Genomic DNA, 20,064 nt, shown 5'->3' with positions numbered 1-20,064 from the left:
CGAAAGTTTCAGCGGTCATCCGGAAGGTGCGGTCTGCTTCAGCACTCTCCGGACTGCCGGGCGCGTCGGGGGCTGCCTGGTGGGGTGGACGCCGGACAGGTCGCGCGCTACGGCGGCAACGTGGGTCGTGGAACGAAGAAAGAAAAGGAGGCTCCCGGCGAAAAGCTCATCGTCCGCAACAAGCGGGCGAGCTTCGAGTACGAGCTGGGGGCCCGTTACGAGGCAGGCATCGCGCTCATCGGCAGCGAGGTGAAGATGCTGCGCTCCGCGCCCGCCGACCTGACGGACTCCTGGTGCTCCATCGACAGCGGTGAGGCCTGGCTGCGGGGCGTGAACATTCCGGAGATGCCGGGCTCGGCCTTCGGGCACGTGGCGAAGCGGCCACGCAAGCTGCTGCTCCACAGGAACGAGATCGACGACATCAAGGAAGCCCTCGCCCGTGACGGCATGACCGTGGTGGCGACGCGGATGTACTTCAAGGAAGGCCGCGCCAAGGTGGAGCTGGCGCTCGCGAAGGGCAAGAAGGCCGTCGACAAGCGCGAGAGCCTCAAGGAAAAGGACGCCGAGCGAGAGGCGCGGGCAGCGATGGCGCGCTCGCGGCGAGGGTGATCCGTGGCGCAGGTGGCATGGACGCGGGGCGGCGAGGGCGATCTGCTGGAGGTCAACGACGACCTCGTGCGCGTGCGGTCGAGCAAGGCTGCAGCGCCGGGGACACCGTTCGAGGGCACGCTGACGGTGGGGAGCCGAAAGCCCCTCAAGGTGAAGGTGGCGCGCTGCCGGAAGGAAGAGGGCGGCACCTGGTTCGTGATCGAGGGGAGGCTCATCGATGCGAACCGGGAGCTGCGCACCGAGCTGGCAGCGCTCGTCGGGTCCCAGGCGCCGTGATGCGCATGATGCGCATGATGCAGTGAGTCGAAACGCGCGGTCGTCCTGAGGCCGTAGGGGCATTCCCGCGCCTACCGGGCATTGCCGCCCCTCTCGGGCCCTCTTACGATCGTGCTCTATGCAGATCGTACGACGTCCTCGGGTCATCATCCGCCGCTGTCCGACGTACGACGTCGAGCGCATCCGCCGCATCGTCCGCGAGGGCATGGAGGAGATGGACCTCCGCCCCCGTGGCCGCACCCTGATCAAGCCCAACACGGTCGCCTCGGGACAGTTCTTCCCGCATGCGTACACGCGGCCGGAGTTCCTGGAGGGCGTCGTCAAAGCCCTGCGCGACAGGGACGATGGGCAGGTCACCGAGCTGGCGGTCGGCGAGCGCTGCGGGATCACCATCCCCACCCGGATGGCCTTCGAGGGCGCTGGCTACTACCCGATGTTCAAGCGCCTCGGGCTCAAGCACTACCACTTCGAGGAGGAGCCCCAGCGCGAGATCCGTCTCGAGCACGAGGGCAGGCTCCGCGACTACCTCTTCACCCCGGAGCCCGTCGCCAAGGCCGACTTCTTCGTCAACTGCCCCAAGTTCAAGTCGCACCCCTGGACCACGGTCACCTTCTCCATCAAGGCGTACATCGGGATCCAGGACGACCGGCACCGCCTCATCGATCACGACCACCGCCTCAACGAGAAGATCCGCGACCTCCAGTTCATCATCCAGCCGGAGCTGATCGCCATCGACGCCATCACCGCCGGTGAGGGCCGCATGCTGACCCCCGTCCCGGTGGACCTCGGCCTGGTCATCCTCGGCAACAACCAGGTCGCCTTCGACGCCGTCTGCTGCTGGATCCTCGGCATCGATCCCATGACCGTGGAGCACATCCGGCTCGCCCACGAGGCGGGGTTCGGCCCCATCGAGCTGGAGGACATCGACATCTCGGGCGACGTGTCGCTGGAGGAAGCCCAGCTCAAGGCCCGCGGGTTCAAGGTCGGGCTGATCCGGGTGGAGAAGTACTTCGAGGGGACCCACATCACCGCCTACGCCGGCCCTCCTCCCGAGGCGGAGCACACCGACTACTGCTGGGGAGGGTGTCCGGGCGCGATCGAGGAGGCCATCGAGGTGCTCCGGCAGTACGACGCCCAGTGCGACGAGAAGCTGCCGCGGCTCCACGTGGTCTTCGGCGCCTACGAGGGGCCCATCGACGCCAGGCCCGGCGAGAAGGTGGTCTTCATCGGGGACTGCACGAACTGGAAGGGGAACCTCAACGGGAAGCTGATCCGCGTGGAGAGCGTGTACCGCGACCGCAGCGAGCGCGATCCCTACACCGCGAAGCACGACGACATCTTCGCGAAGATGGTGAAGGTGACCGGCAAGCTCGCGCTCTCCCGGAACGACGACTACCTGCGCCTGGAGGGCTGCCCCGTGAGCGTCGCCGAGCAGGTGCTCGCGCTCGTGGGGCTCGGAGGGCTCAAGAACCCGTACCTCGCGCCCGACCAGCTCGTGCAGTTCAACAAGGCCTACCTGACCACGCGCGGGGTGACGGCTGCCAGGCGCCTCAAGGGCCAGCCCTACCAGGTGCACGGCCCCTGCGGACGCGGCGGGGCAGCGCCGGAGGAGGTGAAGGCCCCCGCTGCCGCGCCTCCGCCCGGCGGCGAGTGACGAGAGGCGCTACGCGTTCGGCCGCAGGGTGAGGTCGAAGAGCACCTCGACCTCGTCGCGGATCTTGAAGGCCCCGAGCGGGCCCTTGATCTCGGCAATCTTGAGCGCCTTGAGGGAGAGGATGCAGGTGCCCGAGACGGTGACCGCGCCGCGCGCGTCCTCGCGGGTGGTGAGCGCCGCGGAGAACGTCGCCGTGGCGCCCTGGATCTCCACCCGGCCCTCGGCGCGCGCGCGCGTCTTCCCGCTGGCCTGGATGCGCACCTCCCCGGTGCTCCGCAGCGCGTCGACCCGCAGCCGCCGCTCGATCTCGCGGCGGTCGCTCGTCGACAAGCCGCCCGGATCCAGCCTGTCGCCACGCAGCGTGCCCGCGACCTCCAGGTCCGCCACGGTGATGAAGACCTCGGCGGTCCAGGCCTCCCCATCGAGGTGCGCTTGCGCGCGCATCCCCTTGGCCGTGATCTCCAGGTCGTGCGCGAGGCGGGCGAGGACGCCTGCGGCGCGGGTGCGGAGGCGCAGCCGCGAGGCGGCAGGATCGAGGTTCAGCTCGGCCACGGAGGCCATGGTGACCCGCGCGGCGCGGACAGGGAAGGGTGCTCGTCGCGCGGAGCGCCCGATGCGGCGCTCTCCGGATTCGTCCCGGGCTCCTGGAGAGGCGGATCTGTGCAGAAACCAGGGGCCACTGCCAAGGCGCCCATGAGCCGACGGGCCGCGAGGTCGGGGGCGTAGACCTAACGAGGCTCCGCCTCGAGCCGCGCCTTGGCCACAAAGAGCATCTCGCTGAAAGCCACCTTGGTGATCTGCCGGGTCAGGATCTCGACGGGGCGAGCCACGAGGGGCAGGGTGACCTCGAAGCGTGACGACCAGTCCACCTGGGTGCCCTCTCCGCGCGGGATGAAGCGGAGAAGCCCGCCGTGGTGCCGGATCGGCAACGTGGTCTCGCGGAGCCGATATGCGAACGAGGATGGCCGTTCGAAAGCCGTGATCTCTTCGAGGCCGCGGATCCCAGAGCGGACCTGCACTTCGCGGAGGGCGCCCAAGCCGTTGCGCTCCGCAGTCCCCGGGCGGACGAGCTTGGTGCGGGTGCCATCTTCGGCGCGCATGAAGCTCTCGTGGTCGCTCACGATCTCGAAGACCCGCGCGACGGGCGCGTGGATGTACACGTTGACGTGGACCTCATCCATGCTCCGAGTCTGGCACGCCCACCGCGTGAGTGGGGCGGCGCTGGGCTAGTCGCGCGTCCGGAAGGCTGCGAGGAGCCCCAGCACGAGCGCCATGCCCACCAGGATCCCGGCGCTCCCTTGCTGCGCGAGCCCGAGCGGCGCTTCCCCGCCGATCAGGTTCGTCGCGTGGCTCCGGGGCAGCATGGCCCCGAGCACGCCCGCGGACCCACCGAAGAGCAGATCGAGGGCGAGGGGCACGACCCGTCCTCGACCGCGGCGCAGGAAGGTGCTCCCGAGCGAGAACCAGCCGCCGTACGCAGCGCCCGCGAGCGCCCCGACGTAGCTGCTCACGAGGGCGTCCCGGGCGAGCGGTGGGGAGCCCGGACCGTGGGCCGCGAGCACTGCCAGCACCGCGACCAGCCCGGAGACGGCTGCAGCGCCCATCACCGCGGCCAGCACCATCCCGAGCGCCACCCCGCCCCGCCCGAGGCCGAAGCGCGCTGCTGGCCAGGCTGCATCCCGCAGGCGCGCGCGGTCTGCGGCGTCGGCGGTGAGCGCGAAGGCGACGAGGGGGATCACCAGGCGGAAGGTCGCCGTGAGCGCCCGGTCCGTGGCCCCGGCCGGCGCCGTGGACCGCTCGATCACCGCGCTCGTCGCCGTGAGCGCGACCCCGAGCACGACCGCCACCAGCGCGCGTCGCCCGAGGAGGCGCCGCCCCGCCGTGGTGAACCCCGCCAGCACCGCTCCGGCTGCGCTCATCGCCCACCTCCGGGCTGCACTGTCCGCCCCACCTGCCGCCGCGTGGGTGGCGGTGTCGCGGTGCGGATGGAGGCGAGGACCACGCCAGCGCGGGTCGCCGCGTCGAGGATGGAGAGCGACGCCGCATCGAGATCGGCCGCGCGCACCCGCAACGTGGAGAGCGCAAGGGTTGGCGCCGGGGGAGTCGGGTGAGGGGTGTCGCCCCCGGAGGGCACCTGAGGCGCGCGCTGGGCTTCTTCCCAGGCGACGGCCTGCAGGCCAGGAACCTCGGTCAGCGCCGTGGCGAGGGCGCGGACACCGCCTCCTGCGGCCTCTTCACCCGGGCGTGGCTCCTCCACCTGCACCACGATCTCGCCGCCGCGTCCCGCCGGTAGCGCGGGGAGCAGCACGCCCCGATCGAGCTGGTGGACGTGATCCCCGAGCGCCCACGCATCGGTCCGTGACGAGGTCAGCACCAACACGCACGCGCCCTTCTCCGCCAGCGCGTGCAGCTCCACCCGCAGGGCGGCGGCGTCGAGGGAGGTCACCTCGGCGAAGGGCTCCACGAGGACCACGCACAGCGGCTCCGGCGTGCTCAGGGCGAGGGCGAGCTCCACCGCCCGCGCCTCGGCGAACGACAGCGACACCGGCCGCCGTGCGAGGAGGCGCCCGAGGCCCCGTCCATCGAGGAGCGCTGCTGCGGAGGGTCGCGCCTCGCCCCGCGCCCGCTGCGCCATCTCCACGACCGCAGCGACCGTGCGCGTGTCGGGCAGCTCCGGGGCCCCGAGGAGGGCTCCGAGGCGCGCGCGGGTCTTCGCGTGGCGCGCAGGGTCGTGTCCGCCGACGCGCACGCGCCCGCTGGACGGCCGGGTTCGGCCCGAGAGGACGTGGGCGAGGGCCAGCGTGCCGTCCTCGGGCGTGCCCAGGATCATGTGCACGCCCGGCGCGAACGCTGCCTCTGCGTGGTGGAGGCGGCCTCGCGCGTCTCCGTGCGGACCTGCATCGTCGCTGGCCACCACCCGTTCGAGCCGCACGAGCGGCGGTGTCACGGCAGCCAGAGGCGGCGGTGCCTCTGCCTCCTGCGCGGCGACGGCGCCTTGCGCGGCGTCTCCCTGCGAGAGGTCATCGCGCGAGAGGTCATCGCGCGGGGCGCTCCCTTGCGCAGCGTCCCCCTGCGAGGCCTCTTCTTCCGGCAGATCGTCTTCAGGCGACGTCGAGGGCTCTCGCGAGGTCACGCCATGCCTCCGGTGACGAGGAACAGGAACGTGTCGAGCGCCCCCGGGATCGACCACCGAGCGTTGCCCGCGAGATCCGCAAGAGCCCAGGGGACCAGCACCAGCGCCACGAGCACAAGGCGCCCCCGCGCGCCTGCGACGCGCCCGCTCACCGCAGCCAGCCCTCCCAGCGCCACGCCCGCCGCCCCCGCGAAGACCGCGAGCCCCACGCCCACCCCGAGCACCCGGAGCCCCGCCGGCATGGATCCCGAGAGCCCGGCACCGACCACCGCGAGCACCAGCGCGGGCACCCCGATCACGAGCGCGATCATCTGCATCGCCGAGAGCGCCCGCGCCGCGTGCAGGGCGCCCCCGCGCGCGCCGCGCACGGCTGCCAGAGCCTCGATGCCGTCGCGCCGGTCGACGGCCGCGCGGTCGTGGGCTGCCGCGAGCGCGATCGCCCCGCCTCCCACCCACGCCATCCACCGCGTCGCCGAGCGCAGCATCCCGTCGAGGGCGGCAGCCGCGCCCCCGTCCTGCTGCACGAAGGCCAGCACCATCCCGAACCCGAACGCGATCGCCACCACGGCCGCCGTCCCGAACCGCGCCCCGGGGGCCCGGCGCAGCCGCTCCCGGCAGAGGGACACGAGGGCGCGCATCCTCCGCCGCCGTGCAGCCGCCTCTGCAGGTCCGACTCTGTTCAGGCTGCTGCCATCCATGCGTCGACCCATGCGCTGCCCTTCCAAGCAGCGGGGCGCAAGGCTAATGTGGGATCCTCGATGGCCATACAGCAAAGAACGTGGGTCATCGCGTTGACGGTGGCTGGTGCGCTGAGCGCGAGCTGTTCACCCGGGGGCGATGGAGCGCAGGTCACGCCGACCTCGTCGATCTCCTCCAGCGGAGGCGGCCCCGGCACCGGCGGCGAGGGCGGCGCAGGGGCCGCGGGTGGCGCGGGGCAAGGGGGCGAGGGTGGACAGGCCCTGCCTTCTCCGTGCCCACCCGATGCCGACGGCGACGGCATCTCGGACGCGGTCGAAGGCACCGGTGACACCGACGGTGACGGCATCCCCGACGCCGAGGACCTCGACAGCGACGGCGACACGATCCCCGACGCCATCGAGGGCCAGACTGCCTCGCTCGGGTGCGCCTTCCCCCAGGACTCCGACGGCGACGGCACGCCCGACTTCCAGGACACCGACAGCGACAGCAACGGGCTGCCCGATCGACAGGAGGTCTACCCCGACGGGCAGGCCTACGACCCCGCCCGCGCTGCCCCGAACCCCGCCGACACCGACGGCGACGGCATCCCCGACTACGCTGACCCCGACAACGACGGCGACTCGCTCCCGGACACCGTGGAGCTCGACACCGGCGCCCGCGTCGACACCGACAGCGACGGCACCCCCGACCTCGACGACCTCGACAGCGACGGCGACGGCATCGCCGACCTCTTCGAGGGCGTGACGGATCCGGACGGCGACGGCGTCCCCGCCTTCCGCGACAGCGACAGCGACGGCGACGGCATCCCCGACGCCTGCGAGGTCCTGCCCGGGCACACCCTCGCGGACCCGCCGCCCGACACCGACAACGACGGCAGGTTCAACCACCTCGACGTCGACGCCGACGGCGACGGCCTCCCCGACAGCGCCGAGGATCTCAACGGCTCCTGCACCCTCGATCCGGGCGAGACCAGCCCCACGATCGTCGACACCGACGGCGACGGCACGAGCGACTTCATCGAGGTCACCCTGGCCTCCGATCCCGCCGACCCTCAGGAGACGCCGGCGACCCTCGGCAAGTCGTACTTCGTGCTCCCCTACCTGCTCCCCGCGGAGCCGCTCACCCGCATCATCCCGCTGCGCACCCGCCTCAGCCAGGGTGACGTCGCCTTCCTCGTCGACACCACCGCCACCATGGGCGGCGAGATCGCCAACCTCAAGGCGGGCATGGCGACCATCATCCAGCAGCTCTACCAGGACATCCCGGACCTCGCGGTGGGCGTCGCCGGCTTCGACGACTTCCCGACCGGCACCTCCGGCACCCCCGGCCAGGACCTGCCCTTCTACGTCGCCGGCACCACGGGCCACGTCAGCACCACGCTCTCGAACAACCTCGCCGCCGTGCAGGCGCTCAACGTGCACGACGGGCGCGACTTCCCCGAGTCCCAGGTCGCCGCCATGCAGCGCGCCCTCACCGGCCAGTACCTCATCTGGGACTCCGGCCAGATGACCCCCTCCGTCGCCCCTCCGGGCCGCTACGGATCGCTCCACTTCCGCCCGAGCGCGCTGCCCATCCTGGTGCTCATCACCGACGCCTCCTTCCACAACGGCCGCCGCGCCTCGAACCCCACGGTCCTCCACGACCCCTACCCCTTCAACGACCAGCCGCCGTTCCCCACGCCCACCATCGACACCCTCATCACCGAGATGAACGCGCGCGGCGCCCGCTTCGTCGGGATCTCGGTCTCCGACGGCGTGCGCACCGGCGCCGATCCCTACGAGGATCTCGCCTACCTCGCCGACCAGACCGGCTCCTACGTCCCCCCCTCCGTCTTCGGCGGCGCCCAGTGCGCGACGGGCCTCGGCGGCACCTTCGTCGCCACGCCCGACGGACCTGCCAGCGCCGCGAACCCGGGCGGCACCTGCCGCCTCGTCTTCGACGTGACCACGAACGGCAGCGGCGTCTCCACCAGCGTCGTCTCCGGCGTGCAGGCCCTCCTCCGCGGCATCAAGCTCGACCTGCGCGTGCTCGCCGCGCCCGACGGCAGCTCCGTGGACGCCGTGGACAGCTTCATCGAGACGGTCCGGGTGAACGCCTCTGGCGGCAACGACGAGGCCGAGCCGGGCGTGCCTTGCCTCGCGCTCAACGCCCTCGAACAGCTCGCCGACTTCTGGACCGGCCCCAAGGGCCTCGTGCACCAGCCCGATGGCGTGAACGAAAGTGCCCGAGGCGTCGTCCCCGGCCAGAAGATCTGCTTCCAGGTGGTCCCGAAGTCGAACACCACCTTGCCGCAGCAGGCGATGCCCCAGGTGTTCAAAGCGACCCTCTCCGTGAAGGCCCGCGTGGGCACCAACCAGAACGAGCTCCTGCTCGGCACACCCCGCGAGATCGCGTTCATCGTCCCCCCGAGCCCGCAGTGACATGACCCCGGGCCTCCGCGCACGACCGCCCGTGCAGGCGGACCCCGCGACCGCTCCGTCACCTGCCATGCATGTCAAAGCCCTGATTGCCGCGGGCAAGCACGAAGAAGCGCTCGGCGTGCTGCGCGACCTCGGGCGCCGAGGGGATGTCGCGGATGATCCCGGTGAACCGCCTCGAAGCGAAGCTCGCGCGCGTGGGTGCTTCCTCCTCTTCGGGCCGTGAGCCCCGCTGACCACCCGCCTCACAGCCTGATACCTTGCCGCCCATGCCGCGCGCCGTTCGCCGCCTCTTCCCCATGCTCTCCGCCGCGGACTTCTCGCGCTCGGTCCACTTCTACCGGGACCTCCTTGGAGGCACCGAGACCTACCGCTTCCCCGACAGTGGCGATCCCGTCTTCCTCGTGATGAAGCTCGGCGAGTCCGAGCTCGGCCTCGGCGCCATCGGCGCGGAGCCCCCGCTCCACGGCATGCCCCTACGCCCCGCCCAGGGCCACCGCATCGAGCTGTGTGTCTATGTCGACGATGTCGACGCGACCGTCGCCCACCTCCGCGCCTCCGGCGTCCCCATCGTCCTCGAACCCCGCGACCAGCCCTGGGGCGAGCGCGTCGCCTACGTCAGCGACCCCGACGGCAACCTCCTGATGCTCACCCGCTGAGCGTCACCCCTCTCCCACGCTCTCGCCCTCATTCACGCCTTCCCACCCCCCTCAGTCGAACGTCGGCTCCCGCGTTCCCTTCCGCTTCCTCTTCCGCTCCTTGTCGGCGAGCCCGAGCCGGCCCCACTCGTAGCTCACCCGCCGCCGGAACGCGCCCTCGTGGTCGCCGCCGTAGAGGTACAGCTCACGGGCCGAGTCCGCCTCGCCGAGCGTCGGCGTCCACCAGTCGGAGGGCACGAACGACAGCAGCACGGGCCTGTCGAACCGCATCCGCGCCGCCACGATGCCGCAGCGCCCCTTCTGGCCAGGAGGGTGCGCGCAGCCGCCGCCGAGCAAGATCTCCTCGTTCCCGAGCGGGTGCCACACCCAGATCCGCTCCACCGCGAACGGCACCTCCGTGGCCGGCACTCCGGGGGATCCGCTCGTCGCGAGCGCCTCGGGGGTCGCCAGCGCCGCGAGCTGTCCGGCGAGCTTCTCGTCGAGCGGCGTGTTCAAGCGCAGCGGCTGCCCCCGGGTCACCGCCAGCACCACCTCGAAGGTGTTCGGCTCGCCCGCGCAGCAGCGCACCCCCGTGTCGGCGCGCTTCGCCTCGGGCCGCATCCCGCGCCCGTGTGCGCAGCGGCCGATGAGATCTCCGGCGAGCCCGTTGCCGCCGCGCTGGGTGACGAGGCCGGGCTTCGCGTTGCCCCGCTGCCACGCGCTCGACGTCCACGTCCACACGCCCCCGTGCAGATCGTAGACCCCGAACCCGCTCACGCAGGCGCCGTTGTAGCCGTTCGGGATCAGGCTCTTCGCCTGACCCGTGCCGCACAGCGCCGACTTGTAGGCATCCCCGTACTCGTAGACCGTGTTCGACGGGCCCTTGCAGGCGCGCTCCAGCTCCAGCTCCGAGCAGAGCCGCTTGCCTTGTGCCTCGCAGAGCGCGCGGCCCTCCGCCAGCGACACGGCCGTGGTGGGGATGGCCCCCACCTCGTTCGGGTAGGGGTAGAGGTCCATGTAGAACCCCTGCATCACCACCTGCTCGCCAGCCATCTCCTCGTCGGCGATGCGCGGGATGCGATCGGGGGCGGTGCCGGCGAGCAGCACGCCCCCCGGGATCCACGCCATGCCTGGCCGCGGCTCGGGATCGGGGACAGCCACGTCCCAGGGGGGCGCCGCGTCTGGATCTCCGCTCGGCCCCCCGCCGCGGGTGCAGGCGGCGGGCGTCAGGGCGAGCGTGGTGGCGAGCGTGGTGTCGAGCGCGAGGCCCGCGAGTGTTCGCCCCATCCCTCAGTCCGGATCGCGCTCGCGCAGGTTCAGCTCCTTCATCTTGAGCTGCAGACCCTTGCGCGAGATCTTGAGGAGCCGGGCCGCGTGGGTGACGTTGCCGCCCGTCTGCTGGAGCGCGCGCTCGATGAGATCGCGTTCGAGCTTGCTCATCGCGGCCTTCACCTGCTCCTTCAGCCCCTCGGTCCCGCGCTTGTCGGGCGAGCCTCCGGCCGCCGCCCCGGACCCGCTGTCGGGGCCATTCCCCTGAGAGCCCGCGTCCTGCGCCGCTCCGGCTGGCGACAGCGCCGCGCTCACTGCGGCTTGCGGCCTGCCGATGCGCACGTCCTCCGGCAGATCCTCCACCCGGAGCCGCGCCCCGTCGGCGAAGAGCACCGCCCGCTCGATCACGTTCTCCAGCTCCCGGATGTTGCCGGGCCACTCGTAGGAGGTGAGCCGCTCCAGCGTCTCGCCCTCGATGCCCTCCACGTTCTTCTTCAGCCGCGCGTTGAACTTGGCGATGAAGTGCGCCGCGAGGTGGGGGATGTCGCTCTTCCGCTCCCGCAGCGCGGGCAGGGTGATCGGCACCACGTTGAGCCGGTAGAAGAGGTCTTCCCGGAAGGTGCCCGCCGCGATCTCCCGCTTCAGGTCCCGGTTCGTCGCCGCGACGAGGCGCACGTCCACGCGGATGGTCTTGATCCCGCCCACCCGTTCGAACTCGCTCTCCTGCAGCACGCGCAGGAGCTTCACCTGCATCTCGTTCGGGATCTCGCCAATCTCGTCGAGGAACAGGGTCCCGCCCGAGGCCAGCTCGAAGCGCCCGGGCTTCGAGCCCACCGCGCCCGTGAACGCGCCCCGCTCGTAGCCGAACAGCTCCGACTCCATCAGGTCCTTGGGGATGGCGGCGCAGTTCACCTTGATGAACGGCCTCTCCCGGCGGCTCGAGTTGTCGTGCAGCGCCCGCGCCACCAGCTCCTTGCCCGTGCCGCTCTCGCCCGCGATGAGCACCGTCGTCGGGGTGTCGGCCACCCGCTCCAGGATGGCGTAGAGATCCTGGATGGCCTGGCTCTCGCCGATGATCCCGAAGCGGGTCAGCTCCGGTCGGGTCGCCAGCGTGGACAGGTCGCGCGTGTCGCGCGTGGCGTCGGCGCGCTCGAGATCCCGCGTCCGGAGCGCCTTCTTCACCACCATCCGCACCTCGTCCTGATCGGCGGGCTTGGTGATGTAGTCGAAGGCCCCGGTCTTCAGCGCCTCCACCGCGTTGTCGACGGTCCCGTAAGCGGTGATCATCACCACCGGGCGGCTCGGATCGTCGCGCAGCGAGGCGCGGAGCAGGTCCATGCCGTCCACCTTCGGCATCCGCAGGTCGGTGAGCACCAGATCGATGTGGTGCTCCTTGAGGAAGGCGAGCCCCGCCTCACCGTCCTCTGCGGTGTGGACCTCGTAGCCATCCCGGCTGAGCTGGGCGGCGAGCACCCGGCGGAGGTTCGCCTCGTCGTCCACGACGAGAATCTGCTTCTTCTCAGGGAGCATCACGCCGCGCAGCCTACCAGAACCCGGGGCCAGGCGGCCTGCCAGTCGCGCCTCGCCCGCCAGGCTTCTGCTCCCCTCCGGCTTTCACCTCCTCCACACCCCCTTCGGCGCATACTCCCTCGGCGCATACTCCCTCAGCGCATACCCCCTCGGCGCACACCCCCGGATCACCCGCTGTTTCCCCGCTACGCCCCTGTCTTCGCCCTTTGTTCCGTCGGCTACACGATTTCCTCGCGGGTTCGGGAGCGCATCAGTATGCTGCCGCCGCTCCTTTGGAGGTGGAACGCATGCGGGTGCTGCGCGCTTTTCGGGTCGGTATCGGCGCCGGGGTGCTCCTCGCGACCGGGTGGGCCCTTGCGCAAGAGCCAAACCTGCCCGTCGCGCCGAGCAGTGAGGACACCGTCTGCGCCCGCACGCCGACGGAGGCGGATCTCGAGGGCGCCAAGGGTGCTCACAAGGCGGCGATCCAGTTCTACGAGCGCGCGGATTACGACCGCGCGATCCGGTACTGGAAAGACGCCTACGAGTTCGACTGCACCGCGCACGGGGTGCTGATCAACATCGCCAGCGCCTACGAGCGAAAGGGTGACCGGACCGCAGCCATCGAGACGCTGGAGTCCTACCTGACGCGCGCCCCGGACGCCTCCGACGCGATCACCATCCAGGAGCGCGTGCAGAACCTCAAGGCCGCCCTCCGCGCCGAGCAGGAGGCCCGCCCGCCGCAGCGGCCCACGGTCAAGCCCCCGCCGCCCAAGCCGCCGCCGCCCAAGCCGGAGATGGTGGAGCCCTACGGCTACGCCCCGCTCGTCATCGCGGGCGCTGGCGGGGCCGCGCTGGCCATCGGGGGGATCATGCTCCCCATCGGCTTCTCCTCCATCGCCGCCGCGGAGCGGGAGTGCCCCGACCGCACCAACTGCGAGCCGCAGATCGCCGATCGCGGCAACAGCGGACGCAGCCAGGTCGCCGCGGGCGCCGTGGTGATGGGCGTGGGCGCCCTGGCCATCGGCGGCGGCCTCGCCTGGCACTTCCTCTTCAACAAGCCCGTGCCCGTCTACCGCAACACGCCCGACCCCGACGCGGGCAGCGACGCAGGCAGCGACGCGGTGACACCTGCGGATCCCGCATCCCCGGCTCCTTCCGGGTCGCCCGCCGCGCCCCCCGGCGCCGCTCCCGCCACAGTCCCCGCGCCCACCGCGCCGCCCCCTCCCGCCGCGTCGATCTCGCTCTCCCCCTCCGTCGGCTACGGCTTCGGCGGCGTCTCCATCTTCGGCCGCTTCTAAGTCACACGGCAGGGGCTCGCGCCCGCCCCCCGCCGAGCAAAGCTCGTCAGGGCCCCCCACGCCGCGATCCACGCGCGGTTCCCGGAGCGCTCTGCCCCTTCGGGCCTGACGCCCGTCGCCTCGGGAAGCGGACAATGTCCCCGGCCGTATGGAGTAAGACGGCGCACCCCTCCAGTTTCAGGCTCGGAGGATGGTGACCGCCCTCCCGCCTGCGGTCGTCGCCTCCTCGAAGCGCGGCGTGCGGCGCGCGAGCTTTCCCCGCGCGTCGAAGATCACCAGCATCCCCCGGAGCAGCCCGAGCCGCGTCAGGTACTCGTCGAGCTGCGCGAGGCCCTGCGCGCGCGGGTCCTTCTGCCCCCGCCTCCACACCTTCAGCTCCATGGCCCGCCGCTGCACGCCGCTTGACCCGTCGGGCCGCGTGTAGGGGAACCGCACCAGCAGGTCCATGCGTCCGCGCCCCACGCCGTACTCCCGCTCGATGAACCCGCCGCCGTTGATCACCCGGTGCAGGAACGCCATCAGCACGAGCTGCGGCGCCACCTCCGGGTACGGCATCCCCGCCGCGAGCACCTCCCCGTGCTCCCGCCAGAACGCCGCAAACGCGCGCAGGAGCCTCCGGAACGCGAGCCTCCCATCCTGCAAGCGGAACGCGCCCTTCGGCGGCGCCTGAAGCTTCGACTCGGCCGACGACGCCAGTACCCGCACCACGACCTCGCGGTAGATCGGGTTCGCGATGCGCGGCGGCGCGTCCGCGGCGACGAGCCCCAGGTCCCGCACGTACGACGGATCGTCCTCGTACGCATGACCGCCCCCCTCGTAGGTGCCGGCGAGCACGGGCTCGATGATCCGCCGCACCCGCGGCTCCGCGAGCCGGTGCGCGAGCGAGTCGAGGTGCGTGGCCCGCTCCAGGATCAGCCGATCCCTGGCCCGCTCCACCTGCTCGACACCGAAGGTACGGTCCTCCGGGACCGGCATGTTCTCCGTCATCTCGCGGCCCAGCGCGTTGACCAGCCAGGGCTGGCCCGCGCTGACCTCCCAGGCGCGCGCGAGCGCCGCGTCCGTGAAGCCCACCCCCTCGTCGGCCGTGTGCTGCGCGTAGAGCTCCCGCAGCTCCTCCGGCGTGAAGTCGCCGATGCGCAGGGAGCTGAGCTTGACGTTGAAGGGGCTCGAGGTCCCGAGCCGGACCGGATCCCCTCCGCTCGCCGCCTTGTCGTCCCGCACGTCGCGCAGCCCGCACAGGATCACCGACGAGGGAAACGCCGCCGGGCGCTCGTCGTACCCTGCGCGGAGCTGCCGCAGCACGCTCATCAGGCTCTGGCCGCGAAGTGCGTCGATCTCGTCGAAGATCAACACCAGCGGCCGGGGACACCGACGCGCCCACGCCGCGAGCGCGCCCCCCAGCACCGCCCCCGGCGGCGAGGCAGGCGCCGGCGGGGGTCGCAGCTCCTCGGGCAGCGTCGACTCCGCCTTGCGCTGCATGTCCGCGAGGAGGAGCTGCTCGGCCGCGCCGTAATCATCCCCCGCCACCTCCGCCGCCTCGCAGGAGAAGAGCAGCCCCGCGTAGCGCCCCGAGCGCGTGAGCCGCTCCGCGAGCGCGCGCAGCGCCGTCGTCTTCCCGGTCTGCCGCGGCGCGTGGACCACGAAGTAGCCCCGCTGCTCCACCAGGCCTGGCGCCTCGGGCAACCGCCGCTCGGCAGGGATCATGTAGTGCCAGTCCGGTCGACACGGCCCGGCCACGTTGAAACGCCGCTTCACCGCGGGACTGCGTACCCTGAATCAGGGGCCTTGCGGCCCCTACGCTCCCGAGGGTCGCTACCCCTGAGGCTTCGCGTGCGCGTCGCGCAAAGAGCCCTGGGCGGGCTCGGAGACCGGAGGATTAGGGGCGCCGCTGCAGCGAGTGCACCGCGGTGAGCGCCGCGTCCTTGTGCGTCTTGTCGCCCCGCGCGCTCACCGTGTAGATGAGCAGGATCTGGTCCGAGGAGCCCGCGTTCACGGTCGCGTACCAGATGTAGCCGCCGGGCCCGTTGAAGTTGCACGAGCCCTCGCCCATGCGCGCCTTGAACCCTTCCTTGCCGATCGTCCCTCCGGCCGGCGATCCCCAGCCGATGTCGGTGACCCCGAGCGCCCACGCCGCCTTGCTCAGCCGCGCCGTCGACTCCCCGGGCTGATCGAAGGTGGTGAACGCGAAGACCGCCTGACCGTCCGGCGCGCGGAACACGCCCCAGTCCCCCTTGAGCGAGCGCGTCCACCCGGGCGGCGCGATGAACTTCACGTACGGGTGATCGCTCGTGATCCACACCGGCTCGCTGCCCGGCGCCTTGGTGGTGGACGGCTCCGCGGACGGCATGGTCTCCGGCGCCGTGCTCGCGCTCTTCCCGCCCACGTAGAAGCACACGAGGCAGCTCCCGAGCCCGAGCACGCCGAAGGCGATGAGCCCGATGAGCGCGAACACCGCGATCGACGGGCCATCCTTCTTCGGCGGCCCGAACCCGCCCCCCGGCGGCCCATACCCACCGCCCGGCGGCCCATACCCACCGCCCGGAGGCGGCCCATACCCACCGCCCGGCGGTCCATACCCACCGCCCGGCGGTCCTCCCGGTGGCCCGTACCCACCGCCCGGCGGTCCTCCCGGTGGCCCGTACCCACCGCCCGGCGGTCCTCCTGGCGGCGGCCCGTATCCACCGCCCGGCGGTCCTCCTGGAGGAGGTCCATACCCACCGCCCGGCGGTCCGTAGCTCCCCCCGCCTGGCGGTCCCGCGCCTGGCGGTCCCGCGCCTGGCGGCCCGTAGCCCCCTGGGCCTGGCGGCCCTCCGGCCGGCGGCGGTCCATACCCACCGCCCGGCGGCGGTCCATGGCCGCCTCCGGGCGGCGGCGGATACCCAGGAGGCTGCTGCATGATCGACGAGGGGACCAGACGCGAAGCCCCGGAGGCAAGCGTCATCCACCCTCACCTTCGCGATCGCCCCCGCGCTCTGCTCCCCGCGCTGGCCCCGCGCTGGGGCATCACGCCGTCCGCGCGCTGGGGCATCGCGCCATCCGCGCGCTGGGGCATCGCGCCATCCCGGCGATGAGGCATCGCGCCCGGCTGGAGACGCGGTACATCTCGAGATCCCATGCCGCTGCCGCCGGGAACCGAGATCCTCGCGCACTGGGCCGCCTCGCGCCGCCTCTCCTTCACCGCGCACCCCGACGAGGCGTGGTTCCGGCAGTGGGAGCCGTACGCCACCATCACCCCGCCGAGCGCCTACTACAACGCCTGCACCTGGACGGCCTCCGGGAGCAGGCACCTCTGCATCGCCGAGCCCTGGTACGCCCCCGAAGGCGAGGCGCCCCTCGAACGCACGCTCCTTGGCTTCGCCGTGCACCCGGGCATCACCCGCCGCGCCGCCGCGCGCCTCGGCGAGCACTTCCTCACCCGCGTGGTGTTCCTCGAAGGCCCGCCGCCCATCCCGGTCACCCTCGGTGATCCCGCGTGGGACGCCGGCGCCGCCACCTTCGCCTCGTCCCCCGAGGTGGCCGCCGGCGCCTTCCACCCGCGCCTCCGCCGCCTCCTGCACGACCGCGGCTTCCAGGGCCATATCGAGCTGCGCGCGCGCGGCGGCCTCGTCGTGCACCTCGCGGGCGTGCAACCGAACCCCGGCGGCTACGAGCTGCTGCTCGGCGTCCTGCGCGAGATCACCGACGCCGCCGTCGCCGGCTGATGCTGCGCACCCTGGATCAGCGGCCTCTCGGCCCGCATCTTCGTCCAGTAGCCCACCGCCCCTCGGCTCGACTAGGCTCGCGCCGATGGCCAAGGTCCTGGTGGTCGAGGATGAGCCGGCGATCGCCGAGTCCATCGCCTTTTTTCTGCGGCGCGACGGCTTCACCACCACCGTGGTGACCACCCTCGCCGACGCCGAGCGCGAGCTTGCGTGGGCCGACCTCGTCATCCTCGACCTCACCCTCCCTGACGGCAGCGGCTTCGAGCTGCTCAGCCTCGCCCGCAGGAGCGGCGCCACCGCGGCGATCATCGTCCTCTCCAGCCGCGACGACGTCGCCGACCGGGTGGCCGCGCTGGAGACCGGCGCCGACGACTACGTGACCAAGCCCTTCTCTCCCCGCGAGGTCGTCGCCCGCGTCCGCGCCGTCCTCCGCCGCGCCGCCGGCCACGCGGCTGGCAGCGCGGCCACCGCGCAGGCTCCTGGCACTCTCGCCGCTCCCGGCACTCTCGCCGCTCCTGGCACTCTCGCCGCTCCCGGCACTCTCGGCGTCCATGCCTTCCCCGACGCGCGCTCCTTGCCGCTCCAGGTCGACGAGTCCACCCGCCGCGCCCACGTCCACGGCCAGCTCGTCGACCTCACCCGCGTCGAGTTCGACCTCCTCTCCTGCATGCTCGCCGCCCCGGGCCGCGTCTTCACCAGGCCGCAGCTCATCGACCGCGTCTGGGGCGACGGCTTCGCCATCACCGACCGCACCATCGACTCGCACGTCAAGGCGCTGCGCAAGAAGGTCGTCGAGGCGGGCGGCGACGCGGGCCTCATCGAGACCGTGCGCGGCGTCGGCTACCGGGTCACCGACAAACCGTCCCCCGACGCCTCCGACGCGGGCTCCGAGGGCGCGGGTGGCGGCGCGGGTGGCGGCGCGGGTGGCGGCGCGGGCGGCGGCAAGGGCGAGGGATGATCCGGCTCGTCATCACGGCCGTCGCCGCGATCGCCCTCATCCTCCTGGTCTCCTCGTTCGTCTCGCGCCTGGTGCGCGCCCGCACCGCCGGGATGAGCGTACGCATGCAGATCTTCATCGCCCTCGGCGGCGTCATCGGCGCCTTCGCGGTGGGCCTCGGCGTCCTGGTGATCGACCGCATCGAGGCCCGCGCCCGCTTCCTCGCCGAGGGCTCCGCGCGCGACGAGGCCACGGTCTTCGCCGCCCTCGTCGCCACCGAGATGGAGTCCCGCGGCGTCCGTCTCGACGACGTGCGCAGCGTCGACACCCGCGGCCTCGACGTGGTCCTCAACATCGCCTTGCTGGATCCGGAGGGCCGCACCGTGCGCGCGAGCGGCCCTTCCCCCGGCGAGCCCGGCAACGTCTTCGTCACGGTCCCGGTCATCGTCCGCGGCACCCAGGTGGGCGCCGTGCGCGTCGTCAAGCCGACCATCGTCGTCGAGCGCATGGTCGCCGACTTCGCGCCCCCCATCCTGGTCCTGAGCACCGTGCTCGCCGCCGCCGCCGCGGTGTCGTCGCTGCTCATCGGCCGCGCCATCGCCGCGCCCATCGAGGTGCTCACCGACTTCGCCGTGCGCGTCAGCGAGGGCGAGCGCCGCGCCTCCCCGCCCCCCGCCCATGGCCGCGAGGTGCAGCGCCTCGCCCGCGCCATCGACTCCATGCGCCGCGAGCTGGAGGGCCGCCCCTTCGTGGAGACCTTCGCCGCCGACCTCTCCCACGAACTCAAGAACCCCGTCGCCGCCATCCGCGCCAGCGCCGAGGTGCTCGAAGGCGGCGCCCTCGACGACCGCGAGGAGGCAGGCCGCTTCGTGGCCCGCATCCAGGAGTCCACCGCCCGCATCGAGGCCTTGCTCGGCGACCTGCTCTCCCTCGCCCGGATCGAGGCGCGCGGCGTCGAGGAGATGGAGATCGTCGACCTCGGCCCCGTCGCCGAGTCCGCCGCTGCCCGGGCCCGCGAGCGCGGCAGCCAGGTGACCCTCTCCATCACCGCCGACGCCCGCGTCCGCGGCGACGCCCGCTGGATCAGCCGCGCCCTCGACAACCTGCTCGACAACGCCAGCACCCATGGCGAGCCCGAGCAGACCATCCAGATCGAGCTGACCCGCGTGGGCGGCAACGTCGCCCTCACCGTGCGCAACCCCGGCGAGATCAACCGCCGCGTCGCCCCCCGCATGTTCCGCCGCTTCGTGACCACCCGCGCCGACAAGGGCGGCACCGGCCTCGGCCTCGCCATCGTCCGCGCCATCGCCGAAGCCCACAGCGGCTCCATCGAGTGCATCGAGCGCGGCCCCCCCACCGTCTCCTTCTCCCTCCTCCTCCCCTCCATTTAAAGGTCGGCCAGAGGGCTCACGCGGCGACGGCGACACCGCGCGCACCTCACGCGGGCGGCGTTCAGGCGACGGGCGTTGCGAACGCGAGCACGTATCCATCCGCGTCGACGCTGTACGCGGCGCGGTGCCCCCAGCCTCGCAGCGCAAGTGGGCTCAGCTCGCGCGCCCCCGCGGCGAGGGCGCGCGCATGGTGGCCAGCGGGATCTTGCACGACGAGGTAGATCTCTGCGCGTCCCGGGCCGTGGAGCCTGGACGGGTCGACCTCGGGACCGAGCAGGCGCTTGATTCCGGCCTCGGGCATGAGGCCGACGACCATGCCTGGACCGAGCTCGAACTCCGTCATTCCAGGCACATCGAGCGACGGCGCCCTCTGGAGGACGCTCTCGTAGAAGTCGCGGCTCGCAGCAGGATCTCGAACGTAGAGGATGAAATGTGCACGCATCGGTCAGGCCCCTAACTCGGGCCAGCCACCCGCTCAACGGGGCGCATGGACCTCGGCACACGGTGGCCGGCGACCCCGGACGGCCTGG

Annotated in this window: 19 protein-coding genes; 9 read left to right on the top strand and 10 right to left on the bottom strand. The window is 72.3% G+C overall.

Annotated features, from left to right (window positions below):
- Positions 1 to 120: 120 nt before the first annotated feature.
- From smpB to CAP_RS26170, 3 genes are all read left to right on the top strand, one after another.
- Entirely contained in the window at positions 121 to 609 is a 489-nt protein-coding gene (gene smpB / locus CAP_RS26180; protein WP_044245970.1) for an SsrA-binding protein SmpB, read from the top strand.
- 3 nt (positions 610 to 612) lie between these two features.
- Entirely contained in the window at positions 613 to 885 is a 273-nt protein-coding gene (locus CAP_RS26175) for a hypothetical protein (protein WP_044245873.1), read from the top strand.
- A 118-nt stretch (positions 886 to 1,003) separates the two neighbouring features.
- Positions 1,004 to 2,539, top strand: a complete 1,536-nt coding sequence (locus tag CAP_RS26170; RefSeq protein ID WP_044245872.1) for a DUF362 domain-containing protein — start codon at positions 1,004 to 1,006, stop codon at positions 2,537 to 2,539.
- Positions 2,540 to 2,548: 9 nt separating this feature from the next.
- Here CAP_RS26170 and CAP_RS26165 read toward each other — a convergent pair whose 3' ends face one another.
- The 5 genes from CAP_RS26165 to CAP_RS26145 form a co-directional block, all read right to left on the bottom strand.
- On the bottom strand, positions 2,549 to 3,100 hold the full coding sequence (locus CAP_RS26165) for a hypothetical protein (protein WP_231511705.1): 552 nt from the start codon (positions 3,098 to 3,100) through the stop codon (positions 2,549 to 2,551).
- Between the two features lie 167 nt (positions 3,101 to 3,267).
- On the bottom strand, positions 3,268 to 3,720 hold the full coding sequence (locus tag CAP_RS26160; RefSeq protein ID WP_052375960.1) for an SRPBCC family protein: 453 nt from the start codon (positions 3,718 to 3,720) through the stop codon (positions 3,268 to 3,270).
- A gap of 45 nt (positions 3,721 to 3,765) precedes the next feature.
- Complete coding sequence (locus CAP_RS26155; protein WP_156041153.1) at positions 3,766 to 4,458, bottom strand: hypothetical protein; 693 nt, start codon at positions 4,456 to 4,458, stop codon at positions 3,766 to 3,768.
- Positions 4,455 to 5,672, bottom strand: a complete 1,218-nt coding sequence (locus CAP_RS45560; RefSeq protein WP_052375958.1) for a P-loop NTPase family protein — start codon at positions 5,670 to 5,672, stop codon at positions 4,455 to 4,457. The genes CAP_RS26155 and CAP_RS45560 overlap by 4 nt, the downstream gene beginning before the upstream one ends.
- A complete protein-coding gene (locus CAP_RS26145; RefSeq protein ID WP_231511704.1) occupies positions 5,669 to 6,298 on the bottom strand; it encodes a hypothetical protein in 630 nt (209 codons plus the stop codon). Before CAP_RS26145 ends, CAP_RS45560 begins: the two co-directional genes overlap by 4 nt.
- A 132-nt stretch (positions 6,299 to 6,430) precedes the next feature.
- On the opposite strand from CAP_RS26145, the gene CAP_RS26140 reads away from it, so the two are divergent.
- Both CAP_RS26140 and CAP_RS26130 read left to right on the top strand, forming a co-directional pair.
- On the top strand, positions 6,431 to 8,791 hold the full coding sequence (locus CAP_RS26140) for a hypothetical protein (protein WP_156041152.1): 2,361 nt from the start codon (positions 6,431 to 6,433) through the stop codon (positions 8,789 to 8,791).
- A gap of 266 nt (positions 8,792 to 9,057) precedes the next feature.
- On the top strand, positions 9,058 to 9,447 hold the full coding sequence (locus tag CAP_RS26130) for a VOC family protein (RefSeq protein ID WP_044245866.1): 390 nt from the start codon (positions 9,058 to 9,060) through the stop codon (positions 9,445 to 9,447).
- A 51-nt stretch (positions 9,448 to 9,498) separates the two neighbouring features.
- Here CAP_RS26130 and CAP_RS26125 read toward each other — a convergent pair whose 3' ends face one another.
- Together CAP_RS26125 and CAP_RS26120 are read right to left on the bottom strand one after the other, a co-directional pair.
- On the bottom strand, positions 9,499 to 10,713 hold the full coding sequence (locus CAP_RS26125) for a formylglycine-generating enzyme family protein (RefSeq protein ID WP_044245865.1): 1,215 nt from the start codon (positions 10,711 to 10,713) through the stop codon (positions 9,499 to 9,501).
- Between the two features lie 3 nt (positions 10,714 to 10,716).
- On the bottom strand, positions 10,717 to 12,225 hold the full coding sequence (locus CAP_RS26120; RefSeq protein ID WP_044245864.1) for a sigma-54-dependent transcriptional regulator: 1,509 nt from the start codon (positions 12,223 to 12,225) through the stop codon (positions 10,717 to 10,719).
- A 287-nt stretch (positions 12,226 to 12,512) separates the two neighbouring features.
- Here CAP_RS26120 and CAP_RS26115 point away from each other — a divergent pair, with 287 nt between their 5' ends.
- Entirely contained in the window at positions 12,513 to 13,505 is a 993-nt protein-coding gene (locus tag CAP_RS26115) for a tetratricopeptide repeat protein (RefSeq protein ID WP_044245862.1), read from the top strand.
- A gap of 177 nt (positions 13,506 to 13,682) precedes the next feature.
- On the opposite strand, the gene CAP_RS26110 is transcribed toward CAP_RS26115, so the two are convergent.
- Together CAP_RS26110 and CAP_RS52570 are read right to left on the bottom strand one after the other, a co-directional pair.
- A complete protein-coding gene (locus tag CAP_RS26110) occupies positions 13,683 to 15,260 on the bottom strand; it encodes an ATP-binding protein (protein ID WP_081865265.1) in 1,578 nt (525 codons plus the stop codon).
- Positions 15,261 to 15,381: 121 nt separating this feature from the next.
- Positions 15,382 to 16,446, bottom strand: coding sequence for a hypothetical protein (locus CAP_RS52570; RefSeq protein WP_197041358.1), 1,065 nt, complete (start codon positions 16,444 to 16,446; stop codon positions 15,382 to 15,384).
- A 172-nt stretch (positions 16,447 to 16,618) separates the two neighbouring features.
- On the opposite strand from CAP_RS52570, the gene CAP_RS26095 reads away from it, so the two are divergent.
- The 3 genes from CAP_RS26095 (at position 16,619) to CAP_RS26085 (ending at position 19,534) form a co-directional block, all read left to right on the top strand.
- Positions 16,619 to 17,206 carry a hypothetical protein gene (locus CAP_RS26095; protein ID WP_044245857.1) on the top strand — a complete coding sequence of 196 codons (588 nt, stop codon included), beginning with the start codon at positions 16,619 to 16,621 and terminating at the stop codon, positions 17,204 to 17,206.
- Between the two features lie 85 nt (positions 17,207 to 17,291).
- The gene (locus CAP_RS26090; protein ID WP_081865263.1) at positions 17,292 to 18,164 is read left to right on the top strand and encodes a winged helix-turn-helix domain-containing protein; all 873 of its coding nucleotides are present in this window, start codon (positions 17,292 to 17,294) and stop codon (positions 18,162 to 18,164) included.
- On the top strand, positions 18,161 to 19,534 hold the full coding sequence (locus tag CAP_RS26085) for an ATP-binding protein (RefSeq protein ID WP_044245856.1): 1,374 nt from the start codon (positions 18,161 to 18,163) through the stop codon (positions 19,532 to 19,534). Before CAP_RS26090 ends, CAP_RS26085 begins: the two co-directional genes overlap by 4 nt.
- 61 nt (positions 19,535 to 19,595) lie before the next feature.
- On the opposite strand, the gene CAP_RS26080 is transcribed toward CAP_RS26085, so the two are convergent.
- A complete protein-coding gene (locus tag CAP_RS26080) occupies positions 19,596 to 19,976 on the bottom strand; it encodes a VOC family protein (RefSeq protein WP_044245855.1) in 381 nt (126 codons plus the stop codon).
- Positions 19,977 to 20,064: the final 88 nt, after the last annotated feature.

Origin of the sequence: Chondromyces apiculatus DSM 436, from assembly GCF_000601485.1 — a bacterium.
GTDB lineage: Bacteria > Myxococcota_A > Polyangia > Polyangiales > Polyangiaceae > Chondromyces > Chondromyces apiculatus.
Note: the sequence above shows the minus strand (reverse complement) of the source record. Positions and strands in the feature narration are given on the sequence as shown.